Source organism: Dermacoccus abyssi (genome assembly GCF_003515945.1).
Lineage (GTDB): Bacteria > Actinomycetota > Actinomycetes > Actinomycetales > Dermatophilaceae > Dermacoccus > Dermacoccus abyssi.
Genome location: NZ_QWLM01000009.1, coordinates 1 through 13,627 on the forward strand (window position 1 = coordinate 1; position 13,627 = coordinate 13,627).

General features: G+C 65.8%; 8 protein-coding genes. 5 read left to right on the forward strand and 3 right to left on the reverse strand.

The features are described 5' to 3' along the window. Positions 1–985: IS30 family transposase (locus tag D1832_RS08740; RefSeq protein WP_118913527.1), on the forward strand; the 985-nt coding region annotated here is incomplete at its 5' end. Positions 986–2,097: 1,112 nt separating this feature from the next. On the opposite strand, the gene D1832_RS08750 is transcribed toward D1832_RS08740, so the two are convergent. Continuing rightward, a complete protein-coding gene (locus D1832_RS08750) occupies positions 2,098–8,643 on the reverse strand; it encodes a DNRLRE domain-containing protein (protein WP_182434728.1) in 6,546 nt (2,181 codons plus the stop codon). A 282-nt stretch (positions 8,644–8,925) separates the two neighbouring features. Between D1832_RS08750 and D1832_RS15560 the strand changes: the two genes are divergently transcribed. Together D1832_RS15560 and D1832_RS08760 are read left to right on the forward strand one after the other, a co-directional pair. Next, positions 8,926–9,225, forward strand: coding sequence for a hypothetical protein (locus tag D1832_RS15560; protein WP_118913530.1), 300 nt, complete (start codon positions 8,926–8,928; stop codon positions 9,223–9,225). A gap of 68 nt (positions 9,226–9,293) precedes the next feature. Then, the gene (locus D1832_RS08760) at positions 9,294–9,791 is read left to right on the forward strand and encodes a VOC family protein (protein ID WP_118913531.1); all 498 of its coding nucleotides are present in this window, start codon (positions 9,294–9,296) and stop codon (positions 9,789–9,791) included. Here D1832_RS08760 and D1832_RS08765 read toward each other — a convergent pair. Both D1832_RS08765 and D1832_RS08770 read right to left on the reverse strand, forming a co-directional pair. Then, complete coding sequence (locus tag D1832_RS08765; RefSeq protein ID WP_118913532.1) at positions 9,712–10,959, reverse strand: glycosyltransferase family 87 protein; 1,248 nt, start codon at positions 10,957–10,959, stop codon at positions 9,712–9,714. The genes D1832_RS08760 and D1832_RS08765 overlap by 80 nt on opposite strands. Positions 10,960–11,473: 514 nt before the next feature. Then, positions 11,474–11,743 carry a hypothetical protein gene (locus D1832_RS08770; protein ID WP_118913533.1) on the reverse strand — a complete coding sequence of 90 codons (270 nt, stop codon included), beginning with the start codon at positions 11,741–11,743 and terminating at the stop codon, positions 11,474–11,476. A gap of 140 nt (positions 11,744–11,883) precedes the next feature. Between D1832_RS08770 and D1832_RS08775 the strand changes: the two genes are divergently transcribed. Both D1832_RS08775 and D1832_RS08780 read left to right on the forward strand, forming a co-directional pair. Further along, the gene (locus tag D1832_RS08775; protein WP_165357951.1) at positions 11,884–12,297 is read left to right on the forward strand and encodes a DUF3592 domain-containing protein; all 414 of its coding nucleotides are present in this window, start codon (positions 11,884–11,886) and stop codon (positions 12,295–12,297) included. A gap of 73 nt (positions 12,298–12,370) precedes the next feature. Next, positions 12,371–13,534 carry an MFS transporter gene (locus D1832_RS08780; RefSeq protein WP_274541959.1) on the forward strand — a complete coding sequence of 388 codons (1,164 nt, stop codon included), beginning with the start codon at positions 12,371–12,373 and terminating at the stop codon, positions 13,532–13,534. Positions 13,535–13,627: the final 93 nt, after the last annotated feature.

Here is a 13,627-nt window from a genome sequence, read left to right on the forward strand (position 1 = left end):
GTCCTGGCCCGAGGGCTCGCCTGGGTTCTTCTCGTCGGTCATGGTCATGATTCTTACCGTTCCTCTCGGTACGGCTTACACAGACCATCTGACACGCCCTGCCGTCGGCGCCGACGTGAAGGCCGAGCGTCGCAGGACGCGCCCGCAAGATGCGAAGGTCGCCTCGTGTCCGGTGCTGCGTGCGCGCGTGCTGGCAGATCTACGCCAGTCACGCACCCCACGCCAGATCCCGGGCCGCTTGCGCCTCGAAGCAGCAGACGCGAGCGTTGAACGCATGCCGAACTCGCTACTAGCCGACGGGCACGTCGCCAGCCATGAGGCGATCTACCAGTTCATCTACGCCATGCCCCGCGCGGAGCTGGTCAAGCATGGCGTGTTCTTGCAGTCCAAACGCACGCGTCGCCACACACGCCCACAGCCGGGCTCGCGGACGAAGAAGGCCCCGATTGTCGGAATGACGCCCTTGAGTGAACGCGACCTGAGCGCGCTCGAACGGCGCGTCCCGGGCCACTGGGAAGGCGACCTCATCATCGGCAAGAACGGTGCCACGTGCGCGATCACCCTCGTCGAGCGCATGAGCCGCTACGTCACGATCCTGGCCTGCCCGATGGGCAAAGACAGCGCCAGCATCGCGGACATCCTCATCGAACACACCCGCGAACTGCCCGAGATGATGCGCGCGTCGCTGGCATGGGATCAAGGCAGTGAGATAACCCGCCACGCCGCGCTCAGCCTGGCCACTGCTCTGCCGGTCTACTTCGCCGATTCCAGATCGCCGTGGCAGCGCCCGAGCAACGAGAACACGAACCGGCTGATCCGCGAGTACCTACCCAAGGGCGAGGCCATCCCCGCGCACCAGCCCTACCTACGCGCCATCAGCAGCGAACTCAACGAACGCCCCCGAGCCACGCTCGGCTACCTCACACCCCGAGAATCCTTCCAACGACTTCTCGTCGGACAACCCCACGTTGCTTCCACGCCTTGACACCGCCCCGCGATGCGCGGCATCAGCGGCCTTCACCTCGGCAACGCGAAAATCGACGCCCGCGGATCCTACGTCATCGACAAGGTGCACGCCGAGATGGGAACGACCAAGGCTTCGACCAGCGCTTGCTCGTCGCCTACCGTTGACAGGATCGGACCGACACGGGCCATTGGTCATGGTTAACTCCGCGCCTGCGGGACGCCGGCGCGCTGATCGAGGTGGCGGACATCGGCGGGAGCCTGAAGAGTTGGCCGCCGACGTCCTGGATCCACTTCGAGTGCCCCGGCAAGCGGTAACGACCTGACAGAAACGACCAACGCATTCCTCGAACCCCCTACGCGGCAGCGCGCTCGGATTCAGGAACTTGACCACCCATATCAACCTAACTCTCCTCAAGACAGATACCTTCAGGCGCCAGCCCCAGACCATCAGCTACCAAGCGTCGGCCCACTACCGAGGCCTTGAACCACCGGTCAAAAAGAACGAAGTCGGGAGTTCGAAATAGTCGCCGGCGACCTCATAGGAGGGCGCGGACTTAAAGTATCCGTTGCGATGAGAATCTTCAAACAAGGGGCATGAATCGTCCGCGACGATAGACCGCGCAACCCCCTTTGCCAAAACGTACTCTGCGTAATCATCGGGCAATGAATACAGAGAGAGGCCATCCGAGTGTTTGACCGAAAGCATAAAACTGGGCCCCTCGGTCGAAGTTATCGTCCACGTGAGCTTAGCTTCCAGAATAGATCTACTCTTCCTAACGGGGAAATCCAAGCGGAAGAAATCCTGCTCCACGCCCTCAAGTCGGCTCTTAAGCTCCGCCAAGTTGCCACTCGACAGTCGCCCAATCCCTTCGACAATTTGCACTAGGTAAGGAGGCGACGTCGGCCCTGAAGACAGCGTCATATCACTCAGCCGCGACTCTATCAGCGCCCTAGAATCAGTCATGTCTGCAACCAGGTAGCCTCTGGGCCCCACTAGAGGCCGCTCAAGGTTCGCCAATTCCACCGTTACGTGACCCGCAGCGATCGCGGCTAACCAGAACGCCTCTCGGGGCAATTCTACAGTTCCCGGTGGAAGCCTGTCGTCAATCGTTACCACGCGAAGCTTGGACATCAAGAACACCCCTTACTGCTTCCAGTCTTATGCCCGGGTGGGCACTTTCCATTTCTATAGTAATACTTTGCTATCAACGTCATCTCCACGGTTCTTGCCTCGTAGTAAGAGTATCTAATGCCCTTCTTTCGCCATTTGCAAATGGTTCTACCCCAGGCTTGACAGGCATATATCTGATTTTGGGCACGCTTCCAACTAACCCCCGAAATACCATACTTCCAAGTTCGCCAAAAACCTCCACCTAAAAATTGAATCTCGTAGATGAAATATTCACGGCGGAGTAGCGATTTTCGAGTTTTCTTGGGCTTAGCGATAGCATTCTTAGGCGGCTTGTAAGCGCGAGGAGCTGAGCCACGCTGACCATATTGGCCGGCCCTTCCCGGCGCGACAAAACCTCCGCCTTCGACAGAGCGGTGCAGGCCTGTCGTATCCCGCAAGTTTAGCGGGTCGTTCGGGTATGCGTAGCTGGTCTCGTTGCCGCCGTAGACGGGATCGAGGCTGGTGAAGAGTCCGCGTTGGTTGTTGTAGACGCGGGCTCCCATGAGGGTCAGGCCAGCGGTGTCCGGGGTGGTGGCGCGTTGGTGGGCGCCGAGCCATCCGTACCCGAGGACACCGCTGCTCGCATTGGTGCCTGTGGTGCCGCCGGTGGTGGGTTGGCCGTACTCGCTGTACGTGCTCCAGTCCGTGATCGAGGTCGCGGGCGTGTTCGTGCCGTTCACGGCCGCGATCTCAAGGCTAGTGGCGGTGTTGCCGTTCGGGTCGATCAGCGCGATGTTCGCCTTGCCGGTCTCGTCGAGCATCGCGCCGAGGGAGCCGCTGACGGAGTCGGTGTACCGCTCGAGCCCGCCACCACTGAGTTCCACCCAGGACGGGTTGTCCGAGTCATCGGTGTAGTGCCGCGTCAGCGTCGTCGCTGCGCCACTGCTCGGCGTTGACGTCTGCGCCTTACGCCGCCCCGCCGAATCCAGTGTGAACGTCGTGACGGTGCCGCCCTGGCTGATCTTCTGAATCGAGTCGTCCAGGTAGTAGCCGAGCGTCACGTCACCCGCTCCTGGGTTTGGGGCATCCGCCTTCGGCATCAGAGTTTGGCGACCGAATGCGTCGTAGGTGTACGAGCCGGCACCGTTCTTGCCGGTCGTGGGACGGTCAGCATCGTCGTACGCCATCGTCGCCGATGTGCTCGTCGTGTTGGCCGTGCCGGCGCAGTCACCGTCAGCGTGGGTGGTTTCGTTGCTAGCGGTGCGGTTACCGTTCGCGTCGAAGGTGTACGTGCGCGCCGCGCACGCCGCGTCCGCACTGACCTTGGTGTCGGGGTCGATCGCACCCGCACCGGCGGCCTTTTCACGGTCGGTGACCTTCGTCAGGCGCGACAAGCCGTCGTAGGAGTATTCCTTGTCGTACGCCTTGCCCGTGCCGACGCTCATGTGGCTGGTGTCGCCGTCTTCAGCGATGCCCGGGTCGCCGTCGAACGCCGCACCCGCGCCGGTGTACTGACGCGCCACGCGGCCCAGCCCGTCGCGCTCTTGCGTCCACGCCATCCAGGTACCGGTCGTCGGCGTACCGGGCGTCCAGCTCACCGTGCCGTCATCAGCCGTCGTCGCGGTGACCGGGGTGACCTGCCCCTCGTACGAAAGGCCCGTCACTTCACCGAGGGTGTTGGTGTCGGTGCGTGCGGTGACGAATCCGGGCATGTCTTCCTGCATGATCTTGCCGTCAATGTCGAACGCCGCACCGTAGGTCAGGTCACCACCAGTACCGGGGCGTGTCACGCTCATGCCGGTGACGAGGCCGCGGCGCTCCGTCTTGCCGGCCGCGTCGGTGCCGTCATAGGTGTACGCCGTTGTGCCCTTCGGATCGGACACGCTCGCGACGGCACCGTCAACACCGTACGTCGTCGTCGCGCTCTCACCGGACTCGTTCGTGTAGGAGGTCTTGCGGCCCCAGTTGTCATAGCCGGTGCTGATGCGATTGCTCGTCGCGTCGGTGCCAGCGTCGTTGGCGTCACCCGTGTAGTCGACCAGGCCGACCGTGTTGTAGTGCGTGAACGTCGCAGGAATCGCCGTTGCGCCCGGGATGCTGCCAGTGGCCTTCACGAGGACCGGGCGAGCCGCCGCGTCGTATCTCGTCGTCGTGGTGCGATTCGCGCTGCCGGATGCCTCGACGACAGTGGTGGGGTTGAGCCACATGTCCATGCCCGTGGTGCGTGCGTCAGGCAGACTCGGCCCGCTCGAGGGCGCAGTACCGGGGAAGACTCGGCACGGTGAGCCGGCCCATTCGGGCTTGTTCCCACATTGCGCGTCATCACTGTTCGTACCGGCGGTGTAGAACACCGTGCGACGAGTTCCCGCAGAAGCGGTCGAGGTGGCCTTTGGCTGGCGCTCCTCGATCGTGCGCCCAGCAGAGTCGTAGCGCGTCGTGCGCGTCACCCCGCCCGTCGTCACTGTCGTCGGCATGCCGAGGCTCCAGCCGTCGGTGTCGCCGCTGCTGATGGCGGCGTACCCGTTCGTCGTCTTCGACAGCTCACTCAGCTGTGTGCCGGCGTTGTCGATGACCGACGCGGTCACGGTCGTCGCCAGCGAGTACGGCTGCCCCGTCGCGGGGTTCACACCACTGTTCGGCGCGCCCTGGTCGTAGTCGGTGTGCACCTTCTTACGCGCCGTCACCAACGCGCCACCGACACTCATCTGTGACGCGGGCGTGAACACGTCCACCACGCGCGAACCCGCAGGCAACGTCACCGTACCGGAGGCGTCCTTGATGTCGTCGTTGTAGATCGTGCTCGTCGCGTAGAAGTCGCTCGTCGACTTGACCTCGGCCGCGTCCGCACCATCCGGGGTCGCGTCGAGGGCAGCCTTGATGCCCTGCGGCGTCAGCGTACGGATCGGGTTGCCCTGCGCGTCATAGTCGCTGGAGCTGACGAGCCACTGCCCCGCACCGTACTCAGCGCTGTTCACTTCATAGTTGTTCGCATCGACGTAGGACAGCGACGCGTACGACCAGTCGCCCGCACTGATGTTTGATGCGTTGGTGCTGCTGACGGGGTGGTCTTGGCCGAACACCGCGTACCCCGTCGCCGGGACGGAAGCCTGGGCCCACTTCGCAACATCCGTCGCGCCGAGGGACGGCAAGGAACTGTTGCCCGTGGCGGGCACGCCATAGACGAACGAGTACAACGCAGCGCTGTTGCCGCCGGTGGTGGCTGCGTCGCGAGTGATCTGCTTGACCTTCTTGTCCCCGTCATAGGTGATGCGGAACGCGGCCTGACCTGAAGGGGCGATCGACGCTAGGCGGGTGGAGTCACCGTCCCACGTGTAGCTCGTCGACAGGTTCGAGCGCGGGTCGGTCACCTTCACCAGGCGCTTGTTGCTGTCGTAGGTGTACGTCGCGACGGGCGTGGACTTCATCGCGTTCGAGGCCGGGTCCCACAGGTACGCGCTGGCGCTCTTGACCTGCCCCGTCACGTCACCATTACCGGTGCTCGCGCCGTAGGTGATGTCCAGGGCACGGCAACCCTTCTTCGTCAACGCTCCCGTGCCGGGGCAGTCGGCGGAGGTAAAGCCGTCGGGCAGTCCGGACAGGATGCGCGTGACACGGCCGGTGCCGTCACGTGTGTAGGTTGTCGTGCCGGCCGTACCGGGCTCAGCGACCTTCGACACACCCCACTGACCGTTCGTCAACGTGTACGTCGTGACCGTCTTGTCGTCCTCGGTCACTGTCATGGACGTGCCGCCCGTCGCGACGACGAGCTTCAGGCCCGAGTCGACGGTGTCCTGCGTGATCGGTTCGTAGGTGCCCGCGAGGTCCTTCGTGCGCCCACCACCAGGCTGACCGAACACCAACACGCTGCCGTCGGTGTCGGCGAGGATCATCGTGCCGTCCGTAGCGGTCTGGTCGATGACGCTCATGCCGCCGAGGCCCGCGTCGGGGCCGTCGAGGTTGGCGCTGAAGCCGGGACCGAAGACCTGATCGGCGATCGTGGTCGGCCACCCGTTCAGGGTGCCGTCACCAGCGAACGATAGGTGCGAACGCGACAGCGTCAGGTCACCGGCCAGGCCGGGGACGGACGCGTCGGAACCGTCGACGTTGAGTTCACCGGTGACCTGGGCGACCTGCCCGAACCCAGTGTCCTGCGTCGGGAAGGTGCTACCGAACGCATGCGGAAGGCGGGTGATGCGCTCTGCGGTGCCATCCCACGTGCACTGCGGCGTCGAGTTGCCCGGGTAGGTGAAGCACACCTGCACATCCAGGGTGACCGGAACGCGCGGGTTCAGGCTCGAACCGTCCTTACGCGTCGTCGCCGTCGCGGTGTCGAACGTGCCATCAGCCTTCGCCACACCACTACTGACGGTCACCGGCAGAGACGGGCCGTCAACCCACTCCGCGCTCGTGGAACTCGTCCCGGTGACGCGCCACTGCACCTTCGCCGTGGGCGTGGACGAGCCCTGACCGGCCGCGGTCACGCGCACCTTGCCCGACGTGGACGCGCCGTTGACCGGCGAGGAGACCGTGGCTTTACCCCACCCGAAGCTCGAGGTCGTCGACGCGGACAGGTTCGAACCACCCACGGCGACCGCGCGCACCGAGTGCGCACCGTTCGCCTTCGGAACCGTCACCGTCGTCGACGTCGCGGTCTGCTTCGCGTCGATCGTCTTCGTCGGCGTCGCAGCACCATCAACATAAATGTCGAGGCGCGTCGCGGCCCTCACGCCCGAACCCGACGTGGAGACGGTGCACGAGACATCCGCGCTGGGCCCGGTCTGCGCCCACGACCCGTTCGCGTAGTTCGGGCACGAGATGCTCGGCGCGGCCGGCGCCGTACCGGCGCGCTTGATCGTCGTCCACCCCGACCACGACGAGTTACTCAACCCAAGCTCATCGCTCGCCTTGGCGCGCACGTAATACGTGCCACCATCCGGAAGGTCCGTCGCATTAGCGCAACTGACCTTCGCACCCGAAGCACCCAACCCGCTCGTACACGAGGCCACCAACGACGACGAACTCGTCGTCGTCGAGTTGTGGATCTCGAACGTGGCCTTGACTCGCGACGCGTCCGGGTCAGTGATGACACTCGAGAACGTCACCTTGCCACCCTGCACATACCCGACACTGCCGTACGTGCCGTTGGCGACGAACGACGGCGCAGCCGCCACATTCGGAGCCCGGTTGTACGTGTACGTCAACTGCGGCGGATTCGACGTCTCTGACGACGCGAAACGCTTCCACCCGTTCGAGTCCTTCTCATTGTTCGCCTGCAACGCAAGCGAGCCGTTCGACCACCCCGACGACGTGAAGTCCTTCACCGCCTGCGTGACGTCGATTGCCTGACGCCCGGCCGGACACGTCGAGGCGTTTGCGCCCTTCGCGAATGACGCTGAACCCCCGGAGGCGTACACATTCGGCTGCGACGTCCACCGGGTCGCCGACGAAGCGGCCGCAGAGCGGCCCACATCAAGACGCGAGGGTGTGCACGACCACGACCACGTCGAGTACAACGACAACGACGCTGACACCACCTGCTTACCGGCAAGCCCGGCCAACGGGAAGTTCAGATACGAACGCGCGACCGTTGCCCCGCCGTTAAACGTGCCCGCACGCAGCTCGCTGTCCGTGGAATGGTCCGAACTCGAATCAGACTGAACCCACGTGTCAAAACTCGCGTTGATGCTTCCCGAGGCGTACGTCGGATCGATCGTGATCGGGAACTGACGCGCACCGCTTCGAGCCCACCCCGCATCGACGGAGACCGTGATGATGGCCTTGTTCTTCCCCTTCGACGTCACATCAAGGCGCGTGTCCGTCGTGCTCGCCGGAATGCCTGCCTTCTCGATGACCTTCGCGTCCCACGCACCCGGCGCCGCGACATGCGACACCACCTTGCCGTCACCATCGACGAACGAAACCGAACCATCCGCTTCCTTCTTCGCGCTCACCCCATCGAGCTTGACGGGAAACTCAACCGCCAGGCGCCCCTTCGCCGGCCCGTTCTTCGCGATCAAACGCTCAACAGTCTTCGCGTCCTTGACATCGACAAACGTCTCCATGCCCCGCCGCAACGCCTGCACCCGGTAATCCACACCCGAATCAGCGTTGGCATACGTCGCTTCGCTGCCCTTCAACTTCGGCTTCGGCAACTTCTTCGGCCACCCGAACACCACACTCGTGTTCACGTCCGGCTTCACCTCGAGCGCGTCTACCCCCTGATCGGCCGTGACGCGCGCACTACCTCCGCTCGCCGAGGCATCCCCCGCACCCAGCGTGATCTCGTTCTTCACCGACTTCGGCGCAACCGTGCCATCCGACTGCTCCACGAGCGTCAGGTCGATGTTCTTCCACGCACCCTGATCGTCCTTGAACCGGGTCGGTGCCGACGTCGCCTTCGTCGTCATCGTCCCGTCCGGGTTCGCGAACGTCTGCGAGGTCTCCGAACGCAACGACTCGACCTCAACAGGCGACCCCTGCGCGCGAGCCGACACCGCTGCCGACGTCTCATCCGGGCGCGACGACACCCTCGTCTGCTTCTTGGCCTCACCAAACGCCGGCTTCACCGCACCAGCCGCCGTAGCGACAGGCGATGCCTCGATCGAGAACGTCACACCGATCAGAGCGCACAACGCCCACGCGAGCCAACGCCACGGCGAACGAACACGATCACGGCCGAGGAAGAACGAGGAACTGCCGCCAGCAGGCATAGGGGGTGTCCGATCAAGAGAACACGACGAGGCACACAGACGTGAGCAAGGACACATTCCCCTGCGTAGACTCCTGCGAGGACCGCGCCACGCGGACCGTTACTCAACCGTTATTGACTGGTTTGCGAAAGGCCCGACATGCGTCTCACCCTCCACAGGAGCTTCGTCGCACTCACAGCACTCGGCGCCTTCTCCCTCACCACAGCATGCACAAAGGACGAACCCCGCCCCCTTCCCGCTGGCGACCAAAGCGTCTGCAACGCAGCGCACGCAAACAACGCCCGCACCGTCTACAACGTGCGCCACCAACCCACCGACGCCGAACTCAAGAAGCAAGCGAACCGCATCTACCCCGGCAGCAGCGACACCAACGACACCGACGCCATCAAGCAGATCAAGACCCGCTGCAAAAACCTCGGCTACGAATCGCGCGCATAGCTTCAGCCGCCGTCATGAGGCGGTCCTTCGCGCCCCCCGGTGCAGCGCCAACCGGTCATGATGAACCCATGACGACGAACATCACGCCCTGCATCTGGCTCGACGGCACCGCTCAGGCCGCGGCCGACCTGTACCTGTCGCTCTTTCCCAACGCGAAGCGCACGAGCACCGTCCAGTATCCCACCGACGAGGCTGCCCTCGGCCCGAACGCGCACATGGCCGGGCAGGTGCTCATGGAGGAGGTCGAGCTCGACGGCAACCCCTTCACCCTCCTCAACGGTGGGCCGCAGTTCCCGCAGACGGAGGCCGTCAGCTTCCAGATCATGTGCGCCGACCAGGCCGAGGTCGACCACTACTGGAACGGCTTCACCGCGAACGGCGGCTCCGAGAGCCAGTGCGGCTGGTGCCAGGACCCGTTCGGCGTGAGCTGGCAGGTCATCCCCCGCCGCCTCTACGAGCTGATGAGCGACCCGGACCCGCAGGTCGTCACGCGGGTGTCGCAGGCGATGTACTCGATGCGGAAGCTGGACGTCGAGCAACTCGAGCGCGCTGCACGAGGAGCATGACGGCCCTCACCGTCAACCACACGAGCAGCATGTTGCGCACGAGAATGACGACGCGCGTCGTCAGCGCGAACAGCGTGTGATCGGAGAAGATCCCGTCGAACAGGAACGGGAACTCCAGCTGCGTCAGCACGAGCGTCACCGCGCCGAGCAGGCGCAGGCGGGCGTCGTCGACGAGCACGAGCGCCGGAATGAGCCAGATGAGGTACTGCGGGCTCAGCACCGGACTCGACAGGATGAGCACCGAGATGACGCACGTCATCGTCAGCGCGAGGGTGGTGACGCGCTCGTCACGCCCGGCCCGCCAGCCGAGGGCGAGCAGCGACAGCGCGAGGACGTAGCCGACGTACTGCGTCGGCTTCACCATCCACATGAGTGAGTTCGCGAGTTCACCCGTGTACTCCCACGAGCCCTGACGCTTCTCCAGCGAGACGGGCGTGGAACCGAAGATCCGCGCGAAACCGAGCCAGGCACCCCACAGCGACTCCACCTCGAAGCCGCGCTGACCCTGCCAGGACAGCGGTGACGTGACGCGCTGGGGCCCGGCCAACAGCGCCGTCGTCCCGACCCAGGCGATGCCGCCTGCCATCGCGGCGACCATGTGCGTGACGCGGCGGCGCGCGGGGCCGAGCAGGCCGAGGCCGAAGACGGCCGGCCACAGCTTGACGGCCGAGCCCATCGCGACCGCGAGCCCGGAGAGCACCGAGCGGCTGCGCGAATGGGCCGCGCCGTCGTTGAAGATGAGCAGCAGGACGAGCGCGAACGCGGCATACAGGTCGAAGCGCATGTAGAGCAACGGTCCGAGGAGACCGCCGTAGAGCGTCCACCGCAGCGCGGCCTCGCGCCCGAAGTGACGGTCGAACAGCCGCGTCGCCACGGCGTCACACGCGATGGCGGTGACGACGAATAGCGCGACGAAGCCCGCGTACGGCAGGGTGCGCGCGGCGGCCATGATCCACAGCGCCACAGGGAAGGGGTACTCGGCCATCGACGACACGACGTCGGAGCGGCCCGCCTGCGCGTAGTAGTAGCGCAGGTCGCCACGCATGCCCGAGTAGAGGGCGCACAGCGCGAGCATGATGACGCGCGTGAGCGGCCAGAGCACGTTGAGGCGGCGGTAGAACGGAAGGGACGCACCGTCGCGGGACACCGGGACGGCGAGCTCGATCACGCGCTCACCTTAGCGGTTGCTCCCTCGGTGTCTCCGGCGGCAGGCCGGGGATTTCGCTCGTGTCGCGCTCGCTGCCGCGCGGGGTGCGGGCAGCGGCGTCAGCGGGCAAAGACCCCAGAAACGTTGGATCCCCCGACTGCCTGGTGCTCTGGGGTCATCAGGTAGCCGGGGGCTAAGAGCAATTATTGGCGGAGACTTCACCTTCTGGAAAGACTTCCAGCAATATTTCTCGCCGGGTGTGACCGATGACGCATCGGACGTCCGACCCAGAGCGCACGAAACCCGCCACGAGGACGGTTCGTGGCGGGTTTCGCGCCGGCGCCCGCGAGTGTCGGGAGCTCGCGGCACCGGGTGAACCGCGCGAGGAGATGAGCGCGCAGGTCACGTGAGCCTGCAACCGGCCCGCTGGGCGCGGATGGCGCGCCGAACACCACGAACGTCGCGCGGCGTGAGGCGCCCAGCGCGGCGTCACGATCTGCGTGAACGGCCGGCCGCAGGAGTCTTCGAGGTGGGCCTACAGGCGCACGAGCTTGCCGTCGCGCACGGCGTAGCGGGCGTTCGACTCGACGGCCAGGTTCGTCGGGGCGGGCTTCACGACCTCGGCGGCGTTGCCGGCGTACCGGATGCCGGTGGCCACGCCGGCTGCCGAGGCGTCGGCGGCGCTCATCGTCGAGACGCCCAGGAGGGCAACCGCGGAGCTGACGACGATGCCGCGGCCGAGGTTCCTGAGCGAGCCGAAGCGGGAGGTGGCGGCCTGGGACGAGGTGTTCTGTGTGGTGTTCATGGCCCTGACTCAACGCCGCGTTGCTATGGGGTTCCTGTGCGACGCGTGTGACACCCCTACGGGGTTTGCGTGCTGCTCGCCGACCGCTGCGCCCACGCCCCGTGACAGCCCGATTGCGCGGTGCTCGTTACGCTCGTCGGGTGAAGAGTGGATTCGTGCCCGTTGCTGCCGCCGTCGTCATACTCGTCTTCGGCCTCGCGCTCGCAGCCGCCCTGCTCAAGGGCATCGTGGGTGCTGTGCGCCGCCGCAGCTGGCCGGTCGTCGACGGCGTCGTCCAGCTCGCCACCGGCGAGGACGGTCGCAAGAACTCCCTCGCACGCATTCGTTACACGGCCCCCGACGGTGGGCGTCACGTCCTGGAGACGAAGACCGGCGGCATGAGCACGAACGGGCGCGACGGCCAGCGGCTGCCGCTGTCGGTCGACCCGAGCGACCCGGCCAACGCTGTGCCCAAGGCCGCCAACGGCACCCTCGCGACCATGGGCTGCATGGTCGTCACGTTGCTGCTCTTCGTCGTCTTCGCGGTGTTCGTGCTCGTGCGCGTGCTCGGCTGATGACGCAGCCCTCCGCCGCCGCGCCGAGCGACGGCGCCTCCCCCAACGCACCGGGGCCGGCGAGGACGACCGGCTGCGCACGACGCGGCTCTTCCTCCTCGCTGCGGGGCTTTTCGTCTTCCTCACCGCCGAGATGTACCCGGTCGGCGCCATGCCCGACATGACGCTCGACCTCGGCGAATCCGAATCCGCCGTCGGGCGCCTCGTCACCTGGTACGCCATCGGCGTCGGAGTGGCGACGATCCCCGTCGTCATGGCCACACGGGCCCTCTCGCGGCGGCTCGTCATCGTCGGGTCACTGCTCGCACTGTTCGTCTCGATGGCTCTCTCGGCGATCGCCCCGAATCTCCTCGTCGTGACGATCGCGCGACTCATCGGCGCGATCGCACACGGTGGCATCTTCGCCGTCGTGCCGGTCGCTGCCGCGAGCCTGGCCCGCAAGGGCGCGGAGGCGAAAGCCGTCGGTGGCGCGTTCCTCGGTGCGAGCGTCGGCGTCGTGGCCGGTCCGCCGTTCGTCGCCGCCGTGAGCGAGCACGTCGGGTGGCGGTTCGCGAGCGGCGTCATCGCCGTCATCGCGTTGCTCGTCGCGATGGCCAGCCAGCTCAAGCTGCCGCCGCTCGAAGCGCGTTCCGGCGGCGCGTTCTCGCTCCGCATCCCGGTGTCGATGCGCGTGCCGTTCTACACGCTCTGCGGCGTGACGGCCCTCATCGTCACTGCGCACAACGCGGCCTGGGCGTTCATCGCCCCGATCCTCGAAGCGCGCGGCATCTCCGGCACCGCGTACGCCGTCGAACTGTTCTGTTACGGGCTGGCCGGCGCTCTCACGACGGCGTTCGCGAGCCGTCACCTCGACGCCCACCCGCGCCGCGTGACGACCATCGCGCTCACCTGCATGATCCTTGCGCTGCTCGCCCTGACGTTCCTGCCCGGCACCGCGACGGGCGCCGTCGCCGCCGTGGTCTGGGGTGGAGCGTTCGGCGTGCTGCCCGTTGCCATGCAGACGCGCGTGCTCGCCACGACACCCGGTCACAACGACGCGGCCACGCCGATCTACGTCGTAGCGTTCCAGATCGGCATCAGCCTCGGTGCGTACATCGGCAGCGTGCTCATCCTGACGATGGCCGCCACGAGGCTGCCGCTGTTCGCCGCCGTCGTTACGGCGTTCGGGCTGCCGTTGCTCGCGTGGGGTATGCGTGATCGTCACGGCTCCGAGGCGAGTACGACCCGCCCCGAGTGACGAAGATCGTTCACGGGACGAAGGCCCTACGCACCCCGAGAAACGATCAGGGAATTCGCGCTAGGCTCGCCGCAGGACCGTTCGGCGCACCCG